This is a genomic window from Nostoc sp. NMS8 (genome assembly GCF_017115045.1).
Taxonomy (GTDB): Bacteria; Cyanobacteriota; Cyanobacteriia; order Cyanobacteriales; family Nostocaceae; genus Nostoc.
This window is the reverse complement of record NZ_JABXKK010000062.1, coordinates 129,963-152,187: the sequence shown is the minus strand read 5'-3', so window position 1 is coordinate 152,187 and position 22,225 is coordinate 129,963. Positions and strand designations below refer to the sequence as shown.

The window sequence follows — 22,225 nt, the reverse complement described above, 5'->3', positions numbered from 1 at the left end:
CTACATAATCTGCTGTAAATTTAAGAAAAATCCAGGTAGTAAATTTTCTCCTGATAAACTAATAGGATTGTCTAATCTCTCTACATTTTTACCTGGGCGATAAATTTCCACTCGCTTATTTTTACGATCAATTAACCAGCCTAATTGAGTACCATTTTCGATATACTCCTGCATTTTCTCTTGTAATTCTTTCAAAGAATCAGTGCGAAAACGCAACTCTACTACAAAATCAGGACAAATCGGGGCAAATTTTTCTTGTTGTTCTGGAGTTAAAGCATTCCATCGCTCAATTTTGACCCAAGAAACATCAGGAGAACGCTCTGCACCATTGGGCAGGGTGAAACCAGTTGAAGAGTCAAAACCTTTGCCTAATTGAGTCTGTTTATTCCAGATTCCTAATTCAACAACCATATCAAAGTTACGGTTGCCAGTATCACTACCTGTAGGTGGCATAATTAATAATTCCCCTGATGCTGTGCGCTCAAATCGATAATCGCGGTTTTTCTGACACATCTGAAAAAATTGCTCATCAGTCAAGTCAATTTTCAATTTGAGTGTAGAAGGGAAAGTGGTTGTTGTGGCGTTCATAGGCTATTCTGAGCATCTTACTTTCTAGTGTAGTGCTGTGTGCGCTGCGATCGCACTCACTACAACTTTAAGGTGCGAACATACACAGGCATAGTACAAGTACTTAGAATTATCCTTCCCGTTGGCGTCAGCCTGCCATTACTTTCATGGGCTTTTCCGCATGACGTGAAAATTCAGAGCGAATCATCCCTTCGTTTAGTAGCGTCTTTTTTCTTTCCCATGTTTTAACAAGCGCCTATTGTGGGCATCATAATCCCAAGCCGAATATATCAGCTAGCTAGCAGCCAGGAAATTCTTTGGCAGCAAGTTTTTTATCTACAACTTATAGTATCAACCAATGGCAGATAGTTTTAGACGTTATTTCTTTGTTTCTCGATCTAGTTTTTACACTGAGTTTATTTTGGGATGTCTACAGATTAAATTGGGATTAATTTGTAGCATCGGTATTTGGATATTATCAGAAGCTAAGTTACAAGCTGCCCAAGCACCTCAAGACTGGAAATTATCTTCAGAATTGACTGAGCGAGTTCCCACAGTAAATAATCCTGAGTCAGTAGAGCAATACTCAAGACCCCTTCCCTATCGATTACCCATTTTGATGGCAGCACCCGAAAACTTCAATCCTGATTTGCGATTACCGCCAGCGCTACCCGAACCACCGCAGAATTCCAACCCACCAAAATCTTCCACAGAATCAGGAAAGCCGGATGCTGTTTTGGAAAGTAGCCCGCCAAAAACTTCCACAGAACCAAGAACACCGGATGCTGTTTTAGAAAGTATTGATACGGATTATCACTACGAGTCAGACAACTTTGGGCAAACTAATTTTTTCCTCGAACCAACGATTCAGTTTCGATTGAGTAATGGCAATAAAATATTTTTTAGGACGGGTTTTAACTATTTTGGGCAACGCGGTGTTGAATCAATTACCAATTTTCCCTTGCAAGTTGGATGGCAAGGAAAAATTGGGCAAGTGACTCTGCAAACAGCAGCCGGGGTTGATATGTTCAATCGTTTACCCACAGCTATTAATCTCAATGCTAAGGTGGAGGCTCCCATTTCGTCGGCGCAAGTTTCGACATCAGGTCAATTGCTATCGGCGGTAGTACTATCAGGTAATTTAGAACAAGGACCTTATAAATCTAATGTCCGAACTTTAGAAAATCAAATTACTGCTTGGCGATTTGGGCCTGATTTATTTTGGCAGATTGACCGTAACACCAGTTTATTTTCATCATTGCGTTTGGGTAACTACAACGATGGTAATTCTGATGTGCAGTCTTTTAGCCGATTAGAGCGCAAGTTTGGACAATTCTCTCTGGCAGCTAACTTATTCACTTGGAGTTTCGATCGCGATTTAGAACGCACAAGTGGCTACTTTTCTCCACAAGACTTTCTAGTTTACAACGGTGAGCTAGCTTGGGAAGGAGATATTACTAATTTCTTACGCTGTCGTCTCGCTGCCAACTTAGGACGACAGCGACTTAAAGGAGAATTTGAAAATGCTAATACTTACCAAACACGCTGTACGGTAAAGCTGTCGCCCAATATAGAAGCAGACTTGGGCTATAGCTTTAGTAATGTCCGCAATCAAGAAACCGGGGGAAGTTCCTATGGTAGTGATTCTTTGACGGGACAGTTGCGGGTCAAATTTTAACAAAAAAGAATTCAGGAATCAGAATGGGCTACGCCCCGCTGCGCTAACAGAATTCAGAATGAATATAGAATCAAGCGTGCTATAGATTTTTGTTTTTTTGATTTTCTCCAAATTATAAACTTTGACTATCAAAGTCTTCTTAATTTTGTTTTGACTCCTGGATTCTGAATTATGAATTCTGTTTTTTTAAAATCCAAAATGGTATAAGGCTGAAGAATGAAAGCACCATTACCTGATAACGAAACACAGCGAATCGAATCTCTTTTGCAGTATAAGATTCTCGATACTCCTTCGGAAGCTTCCTTTGACGACCTCACCCATTTAGCCTCATATATTTGTGGAACTCCTATTGGCTTAATCAGCTTAGTTGATACTAATCGTCAGTGGTTCAAGTCAAAAGTTGGTTTGGATGCCCTCGAAACATCCCGCGATTTGGCATTCTGCGCCCATGCTATTATGCAGCCTGAAGTTTTTATTGTGCCTGATGCCACAGAAGACGAAAGGTTTGCGACAAATCCGCTAGTCACCTCTGACCCAAATGTTCGGTTTTATGCTGGTGTACCACTGACTAATCCTGAAGGATATGCGTTAGGAACCCTTTGTGTAATTGATCATGTACCAAGAAACCTCTCTTCAGAACAAATTGAAGCACTACGAATTTTAGGCCGCCAGGTAATTAAGCAACTAGAAATGCGGCGCAGTTTAGCAAGTTTGGTATTGGCAAGTGATACCCGCAAACAGGTGCAGAAGACACGCAAAGAATTTTTAAAAAAGGTTGCCGCCGGATTTGGATTGGCATTGGCAATTTTAGTCTTGATTGGCACGATTTCGTATCAAAGTACGCAAGTGTTAATTCATACTAGTAAAAAGTTGAACAACACCCAATTAACAATCAACAACTTGCAAGAACTGCTTTCTAGCATCAAGGATGCGGAAACGGGACAACGCGGTTATATATTCACTAAACAGGATGTGTATCTAAAACCATATCAGACAGCAATTGCCAAACTTGCCCCTGAAATTAAGGAGCTAAGAAAATTAACAGCAGATGATTCCAGGCTACTGAGTCAACTCGATACCCTTGAACCCTTAATTGCAGTAAAACTGAACGAACTGAAAAAGACCATCTACTTACGCCAGAATTTAGGATTAGATGCTGCATTGGAGGTAATAAATACAAATCAGGGAAATAACTTAATGAGTGATATCCGCAATATCATTCGTGAGATGGAAAAGAAAGAGACAGAAGAACTTCAGCAGCAGTTAAAAACCACCAAAAATAGTGCCTGTAATACTCTTTTGATGCAGGCGATCGCTATTTGCCTAAGTTTTCTGATTTTGGCTACAGTCTACTACTTTATCTATCGTGAGGGAAAAGAGCGGAAATTAACAGAGGAAACACTGAAAAAAGAACGCAACTTTATCTCAGCAGTCCTGGATACAACCAGCGCTTTGGTCATAGTTCTTGACTCTAAAGGGCAAATTGTTCGCTTCAATCAAGCTTGTGAACAAACCACTGGTTATTCATTTGATGAAGTCAAAGGAAGGCGTTTCTGGAATCTATTTCTCATTCCTGAAGAGATAGAGTCGGTGAGAGCAGTTTTTGAGGAGTTACGAATCGGTGAAGGCCCTAAAAAATACGAAAACTATTGGGTAACGAAAAATGGCAGTCGGCGGCTGATTTCTTGGGCTAACACTACCTTACGAGACTATGAGGGCGACGTTGAATATGTTGTTGCCACAGGGATTGATATCAGCGATGCCTCTGAGGAACTGCGCTTACGCAAGCGAACTGAACAGCATCTAAAAGCAGAGTACGCTACAACCCGCGTCTTAGCAGAGTCAACGACAATCAACGAAGCCATGCCTCAAATTCTGCAAGGAATCTGCGAAAGTTTGGGATGGGATTTAAGTGAATTTTGGATGGTAGATCAGCAAGTAAATCTACTGTTCCTGTCAAATTCATGGTATGAAATTTCGCTGCAAATGCAAGAATTTGACATCCTCAGTCGGCAGACCACATTTACCCCAGGAATTGGGCTACCTGGCCGTGTCTGGGCTAGTGTTGAACCTGTATGGATTGCTGATGTTGTTAAAGATCAGAATTTCATCCGCTCTGAAATCGCTGCCCAAGCAGAACTGCATGGAGCTTTTGGTTTTCCGATCCGTAGCGGTAAAAAAATCATTGGTGTCATTACCTGCTTTAGCCATGAGATCCAGCAGGCTGACTCAAATTTGGCAAAAGTTATGAATTCGATTGGTGAGCAAGTGGGGCAGTTTATCGAGCGTAAGCAGGCAGAAGAAGAACTCCAACGCCAAAACTTGCGATCGCAACTATTTACTGAAATCACCCTCAAGATTCGTCAGTCTTTGCAAATCAAAGAAATTCTCCAAATCACTGTCACTGAAGTTCAAAAAATTCTCCATAGCGATCGCGTTTTGATTTATCAACCTTTAGCAGATGGATCTGGAACCACTGTCGTTGAGGCAGTAGTTTCTGGCTGGCTGGCAATCAAAGAGAAAAACTTCACCGATACTTACTTTCAAGCCGAATATATACAGCAGTACTATCTACAGCAGTACCGTCAAAAACGGAATCTGGGGCTTGCTGACTTGGATATAGTTGAAGCCCAAAAAAACCACATCGAATTGCTGCAACAATTTGGAGTCAAGTCTAATTTAGTCATACCCCTGCTTGTCAAAGAAGAACTCTGCGGTTTACTGATTGTCCATGAGTGTGGCAGTACTCGCCACTGGTCTAGCTTTGAAACTCATCTTTTACGGCAAATCGCTGACCAAGTAGGTATTGCTTTAGCCCAAGCCCAAATGTTAAATGCAGAAACTCAACAGCGCCGAGAACTGGAAATTGCCCGACAACAAGCTGAATTAGCTTCTCAAACCAAAAGTGCCTTTTTGGCCAATATGAGCCACGAAATTCGGACTCCGATGAATGCTGTGTTGGGGATGACAGGCTTAATGTTAGAAACTCCCTTAAACTCAGAGCAACGGGATTTTATCGAAACAATTCGCATTAGTGGCGATGCTCTCTTAAGCCTAATCAACGAAATTTTGGATCTGTCCAAACTTGAGGCTGGGGAGATGATGCTAGAAACTCTAGATTTTGACTTATCTACCTGTATAGAAGAGGTGTTGGAATTATTGGCTCCCCCGGCCCATAACAAAGGATTAGAAATTGCAGCGTTAATTTATCCCAACGTCCCTACCCACCTCCAAGGCGATGCTGGCCGCCTGCGGCAAATTCTGATGAATCTAATCAGCAATGCGATCAAGTTCACCAGCGACGGAGAGGTAGTATTACGAGCAGAATTGCGCTCGCCTCCGGCGTCGGCGAAGCCATCGCAAACCTCTACTACAGCTACCATCTATTTTGCCGTCATAGATACTGGTCTTGGCATTACCTCTGAAGACCAATGCAAACTCTTTAAGCCATTTACCCAAGTAGATGCTTCCACCACCCGTAAATATGGCGGCACAGGTTTGGGATTAGCCATCTGCAAGCAACTGGTGAGCTTGATGGGAGGAGAAATGGGCGTAGAAAGTCGCTTGGGGAAAGGATCTAAATTTTGGTTTGAAGTAACTCTCGCCAAGCAACTTGACCCTATTTCCTCAGAAAGCGATCCCGAACTTTTGCTCAATCGGCGCTTATTAGTGGTGGATGATAATGCTACTAATCGTAAAATCATTCACCATCAAGCTACTCGTTGGGGAATGCTGGTGGATCAGGCGGCTTCGGCTACTACTGGTCTTAAAGCTATTCAGGAGGCTGCCAAGCAAAGAAATCCCTATGACATAGCTGTGATTGATATGCAGATGCCAGATATAGATGGCATGACTTTAGGAGAACAAATTAAGGCAAATCCGGCGATCGCTGGGCTACCTTTGATTATGCTTACCTCTACTAATCAACGCGATGAAATCCAGCGATCGCTAAAAATAGGATTTGCGGCTTATTTAGTCAAACCTGTTAAGCCATCCCGACTTCTTGATACCATCATGAATATCTTAGGAAGGCACCTAGAAGAAAAGGAGGTAGAAGGCAGAAGGCAGGATTTCAAGCTGACTCCTAACTCCCTACTCCTCGCTTCTAATTCTCATAAATTAAGAATTCTCTTAGCCGAAGATAATTTGGTGAATCAGAAAGTTGCTTTGAAGCAACTCCAAAGCCTTGGTTATAGTGCTGATGTTGCTGGCAATGGTAAAGAAGTTTTGCAGTTATTAGAACAAATTCCCTACGATTTAATTCTGATGGATTGCCAAATGCCAGTTCTTGACGGTTTAGAAACGACAAAAGAAATTCATCGTTGGCAAGAAAGCAGCTTTGTCAGTGGTCGCCGTCCTGTGGTAATTGCGATGACAGCTAATGCGATGAAAGAAGACCAACAAATGTGTCTAAACGCCGGTATGGACGACTATCTGAGCAAGCCAGTAATGAAAGAAAAATTGGCTGCGGCGCTACAGCGTTGGGGAAGTCTGATACTCATGGTAAAAGAAACAGCTGTCACAGAGCAGACGGTTTCTACAACAGATGTCGATTCAGTTGACCTCCCAATTGATTGGCAACGTTTACATGAACTCTCAGAAAATAATCCAGAATTTGAATTAGAACTACTGCAAATATTTGTTGAAGATATTCAACCTCGTCTAGAGTTAATTAAAATAGCGATCGCAACTTATGACTTTGAGCAAATAGCACACGAAACCCATCAAATTAAAGGTGCTAGTGCCAATATGGGAGTTACAACCATGCATCTAGCAGCAGAACAATTAGAACAACTAGCTTATAACCAAGAGCGTCGAGGTACTAGTAACTTAATCTTAGAGTTAGAAGACTTTCTTAAACGCATCCAACAATTTTTGAACGCTAAAGATAGCAATGCCAAAATATGAAAAAATAATAATCTTTATGAAATAATTAACATTAGCGATTTTTTCTAAGTAAGTAAGAAAGATACTAGACATCTCCGAAAAAGAATGTAGAGACGTAGCAGTGCTACATCTCTACAAGGTTTCTGGGTAACGCATCTTTAATTTCTGGAGATGTCTACTTATAGCGGTTCCCACTCAGATGCGATACAAAATTAGATCGCAAGGGCTGGGATTGCTTCTCTTCTTTACGAGAGGCTGCGCCAACGAGACGCTATGCGATTGCAATGACTGTAAATATTTTTGTCCGACTACTTAAGCCCAAAACACTTGTAGAGACGGCGATTTATCACGTCTCTAAACCCTCAATAACCCAAAATTGCTGCCAGTAGCCCTTAACTAAACCGGATTTAGATATAACTTGTGAACAATTGGGAATAATAACTTTAATGTACTAAAAGTATGTTCGATGAGTTAGCTACATCATAAGCTAAGAATTTTTAGCCTAAATGTCAGTTAAATGCATCACCTTCTATTCCCAATTGATTCCCGAAAAGCGAGGTTTTCCTAATGAGTCAGATGAGTAGAGACGATGTACGAGAAAGGCTTGGCAATATCGATCAGATCCGCGATATTATTCTTGGAACACAGCTAAGAGATTACGAAAATCGGTTTAGCAAGCTGGAGTCAGATATATCTCTCCTACAACAACAGATGCGATCGCATATCGATCAACTCAAGTCCAACTTTTCGGCTGAACTAAAAACGGGGTTTGAGTCGCTAGATAAAAAGCTGAAATCACTCAACCTAGCAACTCAAGAAGAAACTCTTGACTTACGGCAACAGGTTGATAGACTTAATAAAAAGTTCTCTAGCAGCGTTCAGTCACTTGATGAAACCTTAGATAGCCAAACTACATCCATTCGAGATGAAATCTTTCAAACTAAAGTCCACTTACAAGATGATGTCACGGCATTACGGGATTTAATTTTAGAAGAAATAGAGCGACGCTTTTCGCAGTTGACAGACACTAAAGTTTCTAAAGACGATATGGCTGAAACTTTGTTTGCCTTGGGAATGCGTCTGAAAGAAACGGAATTTATTCCCAAATTGCGAGAAGCAGCCGATGAGCACAACGATGAATATACTGCTGTACCACTTCTAGAAACTACAAAGTTGTCAAAAGTGTTAACTCACTCTAACAGTACGGCAGAATTACATTCGTAATTATTAAGCCAGAAGGTAAAGAGAAATGATAGAGATAAGGAAGATGAGATAGCAGGGGTAAATAATGACTCCTAACTCTTAACTCAGCACTCAATATTCAGCACTCTTAAAAGGATGACTCAGGTGGAAAATTCGATTTCTCAATCTGTTGAGTTAAAGCGAGAAAATGCTGTGCAGCTTGGTAATTTGCTGCATTTGCTAATCGAACTTAAAATTATTGAATCACCTGAGCAATCTTTTTTTTTATTCCCATCGGAAACTAATCGTAAGCATGAGTATATTCCAGAAGAAATTGAATCACTGCAACTTCCTCCAGTGACATTAGAAGTATGTGAAGCTTATTTAGAGTTTGATTTTAATTTTCCTCAAGACATATCGAATTACTCACAAACTACTCAAGAAGAATCTATTGAAATATTTGCAGAATTTGAGGAAAAATTAGACAATTCAGAGGATGCATTGCAAAAATTACGGGAGATATTGGTCGGATATGAATTAGCAAAAATAGACAATATTACAGCTAAACTTGAGCAAAAGTTAACAAAAATAGAGAATCAAATTTATGACCCTAAAGAGCTAGTAAATTTACTACTACCCTGGATTTCTGAGCTTTTAAGGCTGACAATTACAGAGTCGCGAGAAGAAATTGTCCAGATAATTGCTCCAATTATCGATCAGGCTATCCGCAGTCGTACTGAACAGGATAAAATGAGCATGAGTAGTGCGATCGCACCTGTAATTCCTCTCGCTATTTCCCAGCAGATTATTATAGCTCCAGAAGAAGTTTCAGATGCGATCGCTCCAGCAATGGGACGAGCGATAAAAAAGCAAATTGAAATTGAACAGAATATTGTGGTAGATGCACTCTACCCAATTATTGGTAGTACCATCGCCAAATATATGGCAGAAACAATCCGTGCCATTAACCGACAAGTTGAAGAAACCCTCAGCATTGAAGGCATCAAACGTAAAATTCGCGCCAAGTTACAGGGAGTTTCGGAAGCAGAATTAATTCTTAAAGAAGCTCTACCATTTAAAATTCAAGCCATTTTCTTAATTCATAAAGCATCTGGTTTAATTATCTCAGATATTCAGCACTCCGATGTAAAGCAACTAGAGGCTGAAATGGTAGCAGGAATGCTGACAGCAATCCGCAGCTTTGCCAATGATTGCATCAATCAATCTGGAAGCATCACAGAATTAGATGCAATTGAATATGGGACATCCAAAATAATTTTAGAAGTTGCAGGATACTGTTATTTAGCCATCGTTCTACAAGGAGAAGCAAGCAAAAATTTTATTGGAAAAATGCGGCAAGTCTTCAGCACAATTGTTAAAAAGCATGGTGATTTAATCGAAAAATTTGACGGTGATTCAGATTTAATTCCGATTGAAGTTCATGCACTTCTAGAAGAACTGAAAAATACAGGTACTCATGATAAGAAGAAACTAAAAATTTCACCGTTACAGATATTAGTCTTAACAGTTATCGGCAGTGTTTTCATTCCTTGGGGTATTTGGCAATATCGTAGCGGAGTTATACATTCCGTTGAAAATCAAACTACGTTGGCTCTAACTTCTGTTCCAGAACTAGCGGTATATCGGCTTAATGTACAAGTAGAACACAATAAATTAAAATTAACAGGACGATTACCTAATCAACTTCTTCGCCAGAAAGCCGAGCAAATTGTCAAAATAACCTCTCCAAATTGGTTGATTGACAATCAAATTTCATTAGTAGAAGTACCAGCAGACCCCGTATTAGCGGCTGCTGAAGTTAAAAGAGTCACAGCAGTTTTAAATCAGACTGACGATATAGCTATTTCTGCTCAATACATCGCTGGTAAAGTAGCTGTTGAAGGAACTGTCAACCGAATTGCAGATGCTCAGATTATTGCTAATGCATTTGCACAAATTCCCGGCGTAAAATCTGTGTCTAGCGCGGTGCAAGTGCAACCCCCACAGATTGAAATTCGATTTTACTTTCAACCCGACTCAGCTAGTTTAATGAAAACGGATACACAGCATAAGGTTCAACAGGTCAAGTTTTTCCTAAATCAGCATCCAAATAAACATTTAAAAATCATAGGTTATAGTTATGACCATACTAGCGTGAACAAATCTCAAAAATTGGCGCTGGCGCGAGCAAAAGCTGTACAACAAGCACTAATTAAATTAGGTATCGAGCCATCTCGTTTACAAGTCATTGGTAGGACAAATTTACCACCACAAATTGATGTAACTCATCCCTTGTGGTTAAGTCGCTGTGTCGTTCTAGAACCGATAAACAAGCAATTTTAAATTTATATTAGTTATGATTTGGATAAAATATTCTCTACTTTTCCCAAACTATGTCTACAATATCTAAAAAAATATGCTTATTTGGTGATTTTGGTGTTGGTAAAACTAGTCTAATTCGCCAATTTGTAGAGTCTCAATTTAGTGACGAATACCTTTCAACTGTAGGAGTAAAAATATCTCGTAAATTGGTTAGTATCTCTGAAGAAAATCTACTTAGTACACAAAACTTACAGTTGATAATTTGGGATATTGAAGGCAGCAATAAATTTAAGGAAGTTGCTAAAAATTATTTTCAAGGTTCTAAAGGTGCTGTAATAGTTGGTGATGTGACACAACCAGAAACACTCAATCATATCCAGGAGCATATTCAAACTTTTTTAGCTGTTAATCCCAAAAGTTATATTGTTGTTGCGCTGAATAAATCAGATATGATTGCAGCCGAATATTTAGAGAAAATTCGGCAAATGTATCAATTCACCGATCAAGCTAATATATTAGACACACACATAACTTCAGCTAAAACTGGCAATAATGTTGATAAAATATTTCAATCTTTAGCCAATCGGCTAATTTAGTAAGATGAACTCATTGTTGAGAAAGCTATTATCTATATGTGGGATTGAATATTTAATAATTGATGAAAACTTGAAGATTCTAGAGATGTCTTTGGGAGTAAATCATTTTGCTGATATTCCTAATGAAGCGAAATTTGGTCAGGATGTTAGGATTGTGGTTCCCGAATTAGAGGGACTTGAAGATATTTTCGATGCAATTCGACGGGGAGAGCAAGATGATTTTGAATTAAAGGGAATTAGGCGATCGCAAGATTCAGCTTCTCCCTTGTATATTGATATTCGGATTACTAATAATCTCCAAGAAGACCATTCTAGGAATCAAATTATCATTGTTGTCGAAGATGCAACCGAACGCATGGTTCTTGAGCAATCTTTGTTTCAAGGTGCAAACGAAGCAAATCTTTTGCTACGTAACTTAAAGGCTTCTAAACAATATATTGACCAAATTGTGACATCAATGGCAGACGCGTTGTTAGTGACCACACTATCAGGCGAGATAAAAAAAATAAATTATGCTGCACAAATTTTATTGCAATACAACGAGGTAGAATTAATTGGACAATCCATCACAAAAGTTATTAGAGAAGTCAATAACCATCCACTGGTAGTTGCAGATATAGAATGTATTGATATATCTCATGGTCAAGATATAAATACTTTAGTAAAAGAGGTAGAAACCGTTTGCTATACCAAAAATGGTACAACAATTCCTGTAGCTTTCTCATCCTCAATAGTGAAGACAGAAATTGAACATTTTCAAGGTTATGTTTATATTTTGCGAGACATGACTGAACGAAAACAGGCAGAACTTGCTAAACAGGAATTCTTAGCCATGATTAGCCATGAAGTTCGGACTCCGATCGCATCAGTAAGTGGTATGGCTAGTTTGTTGCTATATACTGAATTGACTGCCGAACAGAAAGATTTTGTTGAAACCATTTACACAAGTGGAAATTCCTTACTCAAAATTATTAACGATTTCCTTGATTTCTCTAAAATCCAATCAGGCCATTTGGAACTAGAAGAAGAACCTTTTGGTTTGCGAAACTGCATTCATGAGGCTCTTTATATGCTTGGGCCAACAGCTAGAGAAAAAGGTTTAAAACTCACATTTTTAGATACTCCTGAGCTTCCTACTACGATTGTGGGAGATATCACCAGACTGCGCCAAGTCTTGATTAATTTAATCAGTAATGCGATTAAATTTACCGAAACTGGAAGCATAGAAATTTCAGTTATAATCCGCAAGAATAGTAATATTAATCATTCTGCTGCAAATACTGACGAAATTCAGTTTAGTGTTAAAGATACAGGCATTGGAATTCCACGCGATCGCGTGGAGCGTTTATTTAAAGCCTTCAGTCAAGTTAACTCCTCAATTAATCGACAGTATGGCGGTACTGGGTTAGGTCTTGCCATTTGCAAGCAACTGTGCGAGTTAATGGGCGGCAGAATTTGGGTTGAAAGTGAGCTTGGTGTAGGTAGCACATTTTACTTTACGATTGCCGCTTCTATTGTTCCAGAGGAGTCAGTAACAGCCAATGCAGCCTTCTGTGCGATCGAGTCTCCCCAAGTGAAGCAACTGGCCTTCAAGAGCCAGGAGTTATTCAACGTCCCCGCTTCTTCCCCGTCTCCTGAAGTCTATAAATTAAGAATTCTTTTAACTGAAGATAATTTGGTAAATCAGAAAATAGCCTTGAAGCAACTCAAAAACCTCGGCTACAGTGCTGATGTCGCTAATAATGGCAAAGAAGCGTTGCAGCTATTAGAAAAAGTTCCTTACGATTTGATTCTAATGGATTGCCAAATGCCGATTCTCGATGGTTTGGAAACCACAAAACAAATTCATCGTTGGCAAGAAAGCAGCTTTGCTAGTGGTCGTCGTCCGGTAGTAATTGCGATGACAGCTAATGCCATGAAACAAGACCAACAAATGTGTCTAGATGCCGGCATGGATGACTATTTGAGCAAGCCGGTGATGAAAGAAGATTTGGCGGCGATGCTTGAGCATTGGAAAAATGTAATATTCAGAGTAAAAGAAATAGATGCCACAGAGCAGACAGTTTCCACAACAAATGTAGATTTAGTTGACCTCCCAATTGATTGGAAACGCTTGCATCAACTTTCAGAAAATAACCCAGAATTTGAATTAGAACTACTGCAAATATTTGTTGAAGATATTCAACCCCGTCTAGAGGTAATAAAAATAGCGATCGCAACTCATGACTTTGAGCAAATAGCGCTCCAAACTCATCAAATTAAAGGTTCCAGTGCCAATATAGGAGTTACAACCATGCGTCTAGCAGCAGAAAAAATAGAACAAATAGCTTACGACGACCAAGAGCGTCGAGCTACAACTGACTTAATCGTAGAGTTAGAAGAGTTTCTTAAACGTATCCAAGAATTTTTAACAACAAAGAATTCAGAAGTCAGGAGTAAAAATTTTGATTCTGACTCCTGAATTATTCTTTAATAACATTTACTAATAAATAAACAGTAACGATTATCTACTGTCGGCTCATAACTCAACTTGTCGGCAATAACGGACATGATTTTTAAACCCCGCCCACGCTCCTGCTCATTCTCTTCAAATTCAGATGTTTGACGCAATTGCTGTTCTAAGTCGAAGGGTTCGCCTTGAGACCAGATACGAATTTCTATGTATTCATCTAACCGCACAGCTTCTATCTCAACGGGAGTTTCAATAGGTAAATTTTTGTGGGCATGTTCAACAATGTTAGTAAAGCCTTCTATCATCAGTGTTTGACATTGCCACCAAATTTGTTTATCAAGAATAGGTGGTTCATTAATCTGCTCAAACCAAGATAAAACTTGAGGTGAAGCTTTAAGGTCTGTGTTGACTTGGAGATAAATTTTCTTATTCACTTGTTAACTAATAAAATATTTTAAAATCATCATATTCGTTAATTAATTTTTTAATTTGAGTAATTTTACTATACATTAAAATCTAAATTTCATATAACTTGAATAAAAGCAACGATATTACTGATAAGTTTACTTCCTAAAGTGTAATCTATGTTTAAAATTCTAGTTATTGATGATGACCCGACAGTGCGAGCAGTACTGAAAAGCACACTCCAAAGGCAGGGTTATGATACTACTGTAGCCAGCAATGGCGAAGAAGGAATTATACAAGCACAAAGGCTACATCCTGCTTTAATTATCTGTGATTGGATGATGTCTCAGGTAGATGGGCTAGAAGTGTGTCGTCGAATTAGAACAGATCCAGAGTTGGCAACTACTTTTTTTATTCTATTGACGGCTAGAGGAGCAGCTCGAGGAGAGGAGGAAGATAGAGTTAGGGGGCTTGACGCTGGAGCAGATGAATTTATCTCTAAACCAATAGAGATGAATGAATTGAAAGCACGGGTAAGAGCAGGATTAAGGTTACACCAGCTAAATCAGGATTTACAAAGTCAAAAGCAAGTTTTGGAGACATTAAATCAGGATTTGCAAACTCAAAAGCAAATTTTGGAAGCAGAATTGTCTGAGGCTGCTGACTATGTGCGATCGCTTTTACCCTCACCCCTAGTAGGCTCGGTAACTACAGAAAATTTATTTATTCCCTCAGCACAGCTAGGAGGTGATTGCTTCGACCATCATTGGATTGACGACGATCATTTGGCAATTTATTTGTTAGATGTATCAGGTCATGGGGTGGGTTCAGCCCTCCTATCTGTATCAGTTCTGAATGTTTTGCGATCGCAATCTCTACCAAACACTAACTTTTGTCAACCAAGTAAAGTGTTGAAAGCGCTCAATCACGCCTTCCAAATGAGGAAGCACGGTGATAAATACTTCACAATTTGGTATGGAGTTTATCACCGCCTAAAACGTCAACTCATTTATGCCAACGCTGGACATCCAGCAGCTTTATTATTATCTAATACCTCTACGAACAGCATTGAAGTTAAACAGCTAAGTTCTTTAGATTTACCAATTGGCTTTTTACCTGATGTCCAATTTGAAGATGCTGCTTTTGAGGTTGAAGCAAACAGCACTTTATACATTTTTAGTGATGGTGCTTATGAAATTAATCAGTCAGATGGTAAAATTTGGGGTATTGATGCTTTCATTGACTTACTAACCAAATATAGTCAAAAAGATACTTGTAATCTTAATCAACTATTAGCGAACATTCTCACCTTAAATGCTCAAGATAATCTTGATGATGATTTATCTTTAGTAAAAGTTAACTTTGGTTAGTATAGTCAAATAAAGCAGGGAACAGGGTTGAAAGTCTCTTGGAATATGACTTTTTTATTAAATTTTGTACCTCATTTACCTAAATTATGTTGTATACAGCTTGAAATTTGGTATTGTCTATCAGCTTACTGTGTTGCCAATACTTTGCGATTGAAGTCATCTTGATCGGCAAATGTTTGAAAAATCCTATCCATTTTAGTCAATTCAAACAACATTCTGACTTGATCGCTGATTGAACAAACAAACAGTTTGCCATTAGCAGCTCGTACCATTTGCATTGCTGATACCAAAGCACCTAAACCAGAGCTATCAATAAACTTTACTTCTTTCATATCAATCAACAAAACATCGGCTCCATTTTCCAGAATATTGCTAACTTCACGACGTAATTCATTACCTCTAATACCATCTAAGATTCCCGACAATTCTAGTATTTTTACACTCAAATTCATGGTTTTGCTTTCCTGTTTTTTGGTTTGGAAACTATGTATTTATATTTTGGCATTGATATCAGGCAAACTGCAATAGATAGAGCAATGCTTTTGTGTCTCGTATGTATTTAGCTCTGTTTTACTACTTGCTGATGACTATTATTTGCTATGGCAGTAAAAAAGTTAGCATCAACCCATTGTCGAGAAATTTCAAAAGCTTCAAAATAGCCATCTTTTTGACCTAACTCTCGTGCCCAAAAGCGAGATAAAACCAGGATGGCATCAAGCTGCATAAATGCTTTATTTAACTCTGATTCATAACAACCAATAGCGGCAACTTTTTCTTCAATTACAGAGGTGATATCTACAAAAAAGTTGGGTTCAAAACCACGCAAAAAAACAGGCGGTGCTGAATACCATAGAGGTATGTTTTTGCGAGTAGCAACATTAGAAACTGCGATCGCACACACTTCATGATCTCTATGTCCATATTTTTCTGGTTGTGGTGCGTGGGTAATAATCAGATCGGGTTGCCAACGTCCCAAAACTTCTTCAGTCACTTTTATTACTGCTTGGGTTGAGAAGTTGCACTCTTCAAGTGCATGAAACTCGTAAGTTGCACCGATGATTTTACCTGCTGCATCTGCTTCTTGATGACGCGTACCTTTAATAGGCGAACTAGAAAGACCGCCATCAGTCAAAATTAAGCAACGAACATTCCACCCTGCTTTAGACATCAAACTGAGAGTACCAGCAGCAGGTAGAACTTCATCATCAGCATGAGCATAAATTGTTAAGACATTTCGCTGACTAGAGTTGTGTAAGTCTGAATAAGTGTTCATAACTGTTTTTTCTAGATTGAATTTGCAAGTAACTCAGCACTCTTAATTAGGCCTCTTTTGGAGGCTGCCAAACAGAGGCGCGGATGATAGCCGACAAAAGCAATAAATTATAGATGGCCCATGCACCATTGAGTAAGTGAACGCCAGGATAATTCAGATGACCAATTGCAAACTGATAAAGACTCCATAATATTCCTAGAATGGTCAGGAGAAAGATAACTAATTGTGGCCAAACCAGCCGGAGATAAATGCCAGATTGCCGTTGCTTAGGTGTGACTTGAAAATTGAGTTTTTGTCCTGTAAATACACTCCATACAGCTTGGATTAATAAGGGGAATAAAGCGATCGCATATTGTTCAGAGCGCCAAACTTCTCTAGCTGGAATGCCCCAAGTGGCTGATATAAAAGTCAGACGGTTGATAACAAAAGCGGGAAAAAAGTGTAAGGCAAAGTCAGGGCCATAAGTTTTAACTGGAATAATATCCGTAAAAAAATAGATAATTGGACAAGAAATAAAAACCAAAGTTGCAAAACCAGAGAAATAGCTATACATCGTCTTAAAATAGTGCAACCTTTGCCAAAAACTTAATCCTGATTTGGTGAGCGGATTTTCTCTCAATAGTACTTGGATAGTTCCTTGTGCCCAACGTAGTCGCTGTTTCAGAGTAGAACTCAGGTCATCTGGTGCTAAACCTTCTGCTAGAAGTTCATTGTGATAAATAGATTTCCATCCAGCACCATGCAGACGCATCGCTGTATTCATATCTTCTGTAATACTGTTGCTGGATACGCCACCAATTAATTGAAATTCATTCAGACGTTTTTCATCTTTGGCAAACTCATCAGCAAAATGTTGTAGTCCCACACTTATCAGTGCTTCTCGCCTCAAAATCGCATTTGTGCCCGTATAAAAAGCGGCATTCATGCCATCTTTACCTTGTTGAAGTGGGCCATAAAATAAATTTGCTCGATGTCCAAAAGGATCGCCTGGAGGAATATTGTAAAAATCTTGGCGGGTCTGAACAAAAGCAATTTGATTCTGATCGTATTTACCTGTGAAAAGATTATAAGTGTAGAAATAAGGCAGAACTCGCTTGAGAAATTGTGGTTTGGGAATATGGTCAGCATCTAGGGTAAGAAGAAACTGTCCTGAAGTTTCTCCCGAAAAAATCGCATAATTGAGATTACCCGCTTTTGCATGATGGGGTACACCAGCGGGTTTGGGACGAGCAATGTAGCGAAAACGAGCAAGTTCAACTATTTCTATTTCTTTCTTGCTAATAGCTTCTTGTAAGGCTTTGCGTTCGCTAATTAGGCGATCGCGTAGCGTCTTTGCAGGAGAATCGCTAATAGTATGATGTTCAGGAGCTAGCCAAAGAACTAACTGACGCAGACCTTGCACAAATCCAGCAGCAGAATCGTTAACTACTGATTTTGATGATGCTTGCAGCCATTGTTCAGCAGCTTGAGCATTAGTTGTGAGATTTTCCAGTTGCTTCAAACGCTCGAATAGATAAGAGCGTTCTGCATCAATTCGCACTACTTCTTTTTGTAATTGTGCAGACTGCAAATCCTCAATACACAATCTTTCGGTCATTGCTCGCATATCAGCCGAGTTACCATCATCCAGCACATAAACGCGTAACTTTATTGGCGGATAATCCATTGCTAGGGCGGCTTTAGCAGTTTCTTCGACAATTTCCGGTGGCTCGTTGTAGCAGGTTACAAACACATCCACTGTTGGCCAGTCGGCTCTGGGTATAGGTGGGGTCATTTGGTCGAGAGACTTAATTTGTCGGACTAAAGGTCGCCATAAGCCAATTACAAACATTACGCCACCGAAATAGCTATAAATCTCTGCTATCAGCAAAGGAATAGAAATCCAGAGGGCATCAAAATTGATGGAGTGGGTGATGCGCCATTGCAAATACCAGATGCCAAAAATTAAATTGATTTCTGCCAGGTAACGAAATAACAGCGTTCTTTTTTTGAGTAACGAGCGGCTGTTACCGGAAAAGTTTGCGGAATTATCAATAGTGGAAACTGAAGTCATTTTAGTACCGATAGTTAATGTATCTGCATCTCCCCTCAAAACAAGTATTCCCTAGTTAAATTTGTAACTAACAACTTATTCTCGATTAACCCAAAATTGGCATTGCTGAATTGAGGTTTGAAGAAGAATGCAGAATTCAGAATCAAGACGCGAGTCGAAAATACTTGCTCTAAGCATTGGCGCAGCCTCTCTAAGAGTTGCTATGCCGTTCGCGTTAGCGTCTCTGAAAGAGAAGGCTTTACGCTGCGCTATCCGCCAGTGGTACAAAATTCATTCTTTTAGCGGATAGCTAAGGTTTAGCCCATTCTGACCGGAGGCGGAGCGTCTCCGGCTCCGCTCCTGACTCCTGAATTCTGTTCGATAAATCGGATGTAAAGACGTAGCAGTGCTACGTCTCTACAAGAATTCTGTTATTTTGTGCAAGTTACTAAATGGGTATTTTTACCATCTGAAACCCAGTAACTTCCAGAACTATCAGAAATTAACTTGGTTTGTGGTGTGGCAGTACTAGGTAGACCCCGCCCAGAATTTCCCTCGGTGACAGCTTGCCACCAAAGAGAGTTCGTGATGGTAGTCGGCCGAATTAAGGGTTGTCGATTTGTCACGCTGTATAACAAGGATTGCAAAATTATACTGTTGGTGTCGCTAGTGAAACCAATTGCTGTTTTGCCGGTGGTTTCGTAGAAGCCCTCATAAAATCCAGCCGATGGATTATATAAGTCAGTCGTTCCTTGGAGTAACTGTTGACTATACTTGTTTTCTGGAAGCAGGACATTATAAGCAAAAGCGACTGCTGTACTGACCAATCGCCCCTTTGGTACTGGTTTACCATCATCTCCTAAAGCTGCCCAAGGCTCACCTTGTCCAGTAATTGTACTGTGGACAGTGTAAGGTTTACGGTCAATCAAGGTGGTGGCTGAGGCTGTGAGGGTGTTGGTGCGACGGTAACGTTCGGCTTGCGCCTGGAAAATTGGCTCAAAGAGCGATCGCATTTGTGGATCTAGTCCAAACTCCAGTGCATAGAGTACAAAAGGATTGCTAACTGTATATTGGTTTTTGGAATTAGTATCTGTACGATGGCGTTGAATTGGGACTTTCACCCCTTCCACTGAGGCAGTTTGATATTCACCCCCAACAGCAGAACGCTCAAGATTAAACCCCCATAATTGAAAAGCACGAGCGGCATATTCTTCATAACCCAAGCGGATTTCTGGGTTAACGCGCGTTAGATATCGCCCATCTTGCCCTTTGGTGACAGTGGCGCTGGAAAGAATACCTTCGCGCACTACACGTAAGTATGACCAATCCAACACTATTTTATCTACCGCAGCCGTGTATTCTGGATGACAGGTTTTTAAGTTGTAAAGCGCTGCCAGCATTCTACCTAAATCTAAAGCTGACCAGCCGTTTCCTTCTGGAATTGGATTTCCACCATAATCTACTGGTTGCAGCGATCGCGTATCGTAACTTCGACTTGGCAATTCACCAGCAAATAACGGTAACTTTATCAAGGCTGCCAACAGATGGCGAGTGCGCCCGTCAAATTCCTTGGGGGTAATTATATCGAGCGATCGCGCTGCATGGAGGGCTGCGAGATAATTTCCCAATCCCCAGAGAGTCGCGCCTTTGAAATCACTGCGATCGTCTATCAGCCCATTTTTAGAATGATAATTGGCTTGAAAGTATCGCCAAGCCGCCTCTGCATAACGCCGTTCAATAACCGTCAGTGGTCGATCTAGCTTCAGGTTAGATGATGGACTACCCACTGCTGGAATCGGTGCAACAGCGACTTCTGTCGGTTTAGAATTGTCCGTAGGAGTTGCGATCGGAGTCTTAACAGTAGAATTCGCTTGATTTGCAGGTGTTACTGGAGAAGCATTTTCGCTAGGCTTACCATTAGAAACACTTGCAGAGCCAGAAGCAATTAAAGGGTGATTTCCCCTAGCTTTGTAGTATAAAATCTCCAAAATTAACCCATTAGTATTACCTGTTAAAGCTTTATTGGGTTGTTTTGATTCTTCATAAATACCAGCATAGTAACCAGCATCATCAGGACTGCGAAGATCCTTGACTACATCAAAAACTTTTTGGGCATAAGCATTATCTGGAAATAGATAATGCCAGCCAAAAGCAGCTTTTGTACTGATGCTGCGAAACTGTGGATAAGGTTGATTGGCATCCGTAATAGTTGCCCAGTTGACACCGTTGGCGTAGACGGTGTTGTAGAGAAAATAAGGTGCTTGGTCGATATTATCTTCTGTGACGGCAGTTAACTGACCTGTGGTATCAAAACGCCGTTTTTGCACATCTAAAACCCTAGCAGCAAAATCAGCTAACTCACCTTGCAAGCCAAATTCAATCCCATCCAGGATATAAGACTCACTCACAACATAATTATTAGCATTGGTGCTTTGAAAGTCACGGCTATCAACAGGAATTTGGACACCATTAATTTCGACTAACTTAAACGGTTCTAAAGCAATAGCCTTGGATGCAGAGAAACCCCAAAGTTGATAACCTCTAGCGCCGTATTCTTCATAGCCGAGTCGTCCTTCTTGCACCAGTAACGTTTTGTTGTCTGGGAGAACAGTAGCGCCATAAAGTTGTTCATCTTTGAGCGATCGCGCCACCTGCCACTTTGCTACAATCCCTTTGAGCCACTCATTATATTGCGGATGACAGGTACGGATGACATCAAACGCCGCCAGAATTCGCCCAACATCCAAAGCCGACCAACCAATACCCCGATCTAGTGGATTGTTACCATAATCAACCATCTGTGCAGTGGCCGCGTTATAAACTTTATTTGGCAGCGCATCTTCAAATAACTTCAGGGTGTTGAGAGTCGTCAAAAACTTATTGAGGCGGGAATCAAAGTCTGCTTGGTCAGTCAGATTTAACCACCGTGCAGCATTCAATGCCATCAGGTAGTTACCCATATCCCAGAGTGTACCTGAAGGATAACCCCCAGTAGAATTCGTAAATCCCGTTGCTGGCTGATAATTTTTGACAAAATACTGCCAAGCCGCACGAGCATAAGTTTGTTCTTCAGGTGTGAGCGGGGCTGTAATATTGCTACAGCTATTGGAATTTTGGGATAAGACTGGCGTCGGGATGTAAAACAAAAATTGCAGAAATGTTCCAATTAGGAACAATGCAATCCATCTCAACAGCTTTTGTTGAGGGGGTTTATATATCATAATGTAAAGAAAGAGTTAGGAGCGTCATAGCCCGTCTGTACAGTTATAATTCATAAATTGAGGTTTTATTAGTGGTGCTTGTACGTAGGAATATTGAGTTGTTTATCTGCTAAACAGATGATTGTGTTCAGAAACCCTCAAAATGGTAAGTATGTTGAAGAATATACTCTTACGCAAGGAACGATTACACCATTAGCATTTACAGATATTTCAGTGTCCCTTCAGAGACTTTTGCCATCA

At 40.1% G+C, this 22,225-nt stretch carries 13 protein-coding genes; 7 read left to right on the top strand and 6 right to left on the bottom strand.

The features are described 5' to 3' along the window. The gene (locus HWQ39_RS11345; RefSeq protein WP_292844251.1) at positions 1-588 is read right to left on the bottom strand and encodes a Uma2 family endonuclease; all 588 of its coding nucleotides are present in this window, start codon (positions 586-588) and stop codon (positions 1-3) included. 337 nt (positions 589-925) lie between these two features. On the opposite strand from HWQ39_RS11345, the gene HWQ39_RS11340 reads away from it, so the two are divergent. From HWQ39_RS11340 to HWQ39_RS11315, 6 genes are all read left to right on the top strand, one after another. Continuing rightward, complete coding sequence (locus tag HWQ39_RS11340; protein WP_292844249.1) at positions 926-2,245, top strand: hypothetical protein; 1,320 nt, start codon at positions 926-928, stop codon at positions 2,243-2,245. Positions 2,246-2,461: 216 nt separating this feature from the next. Next, positions 2,462-7,153 (top strand): response regulator, encoded by a 4,692-nt coding sequence (locus HWQ39_RS11335; RefSeq protein ID WP_292844247.1) that lies wholly within the window; start codon positions 2,462-2,464, stop codon positions 7,151-7,153. A 546-nt stretch (positions 7,154-7,699) separates the two neighbouring features. After that, entirely contained in the window at positions 7,700-8,356 is a 657-nt protein-coding gene (locus HWQ39_RS11330) for a hypothetical protein (RefSeq protein ID WP_292844245.1), read from the top strand. A 114-nt stretch (positions 8,357-8,470) separates the two neighbouring features. Continuing rightward, positions 8,471-10,657, top strand: a complete 2,187-nt coding sequence (locus tag HWQ39_RS11325) for an OmpA family protein (RefSeq protein WP_292844243.1) — start codon at positions 8,471-8,473, stop codon at positions 10,655-10,657. Positions 10,658-10,707: 50 nt separating this feature from the next. Beyond that, the gene (locus HWQ39_RS11320; protein ID WP_292844241.1) at positions 10,708-11,232 is read left to right on the top strand and encodes a Rab family GTPase; all 525 of its coding nucleotides are present in this window, start codon (positions 10,708-10,710) and stop codon (positions 11,230-11,232) included. 85 nt (positions 11,233-11,317) lie between these two features. Continuing rightward, positions 11,318-13,693, top strand: coding sequence for an ATP-binding protein (locus tag HWQ39_RS11315; protein ID WP_292844239.1), 2,376 nt, complete (start codon positions 11,318-11,320; stop codon positions 13,691-13,693). Between the two features lie 8 nt (positions 13,694-13,701). On the opposite strand, the gene HWQ39_RS11310 is transcribed toward HWQ39_RS11315, so the two are convergent. Further along, positions 13,702-14,118 carry an anti-sigma regulatory factor gene (locus HWQ39_RS11310; RefSeq protein ID WP_292844237.1) on the bottom strand — a complete coding sequence of 139 codons (417 nt, stop codon included), beginning with the start codon at positions 14,116-14,118 and terminating at the stop codon, positions 13,702-13,704. 150 nt (positions 14,119-14,268) lie between these two features. Between HWQ39_RS11310 and HWQ39_RS11305 the strand changes: the two genes are divergently transcribed. Further along, the gene (locus tag HWQ39_RS11305) at positions 14,269-15,459 is read left to right on the top strand and encodes a SpoIIE family protein phosphatase (RefSeq protein ID WP_292844235.1); all 1,191 of its coding nucleotides are present in this window, start codon (positions 14,269-14,271) and stop codon (positions 15,457-15,459) included. Between the two features lie 125 nt (positions 15,460-15,584). On the opposite strand, the gene HWQ39_RS11300 is transcribed toward HWQ39_RS11305, so the two are convergent. The 4 genes from HWQ39_RS11300 to HWQ39_RS11285 all read right to left on the bottom strand — a co-directional run bounded on the left by HWQ39_RS11300 (position 15,585) and on the right by HWQ39_RS11285 (position 21,985). Continuing rightward, positions 15,585-15,911 carry an STAS domain-containing protein gene (locus HWQ39_RS11300; protein ID WP_292844233.1) on the bottom strand — a complete coding sequence of 109 codons (327 nt, stop codon included), beginning with the start codon at positions 15,909-15,911 and terminating at the stop codon, positions 15,585-15,587. Between the two features lie 107 nt (positions 15,912-16,018). After that, complete coding sequence (locus HWQ39_RS11295; protein ID WP_292844231.1) at positions 16,019-16,732, bottom strand: PIG-L deacetylase family protein; 714 nt, start codon at positions 16,730-16,732, stop codon at positions 16,019-16,021. Positions 16,733-16,778: 46 nt separating this feature from the next. Next, positions 16,779-18,785, bottom strand: coding sequence for a glycosyltransferase (locus HWQ39_RS11290; RefSeq protein WP_292844229.1), 2,007 nt, complete (start codon positions 18,783-18,785; stop codon positions 16,779-16,781). A gap of 410 nt (positions 18,786-19,195) precedes the next feature. Continuing rightward, positions 19,196-21,985: a DUF3131 domain-containing protein gene (locus tag HWQ39_RS11285; RefSeq protein WP_366932257.1), complete on the bottom strand. Its 2,790-nt coding sequence runs from the start codon at positions 21,983-21,985 to the stop codon at positions 19,196-19,198. Between the last annotated feature and the right edge of the window lie 240 nt (positions 21,986-22,225).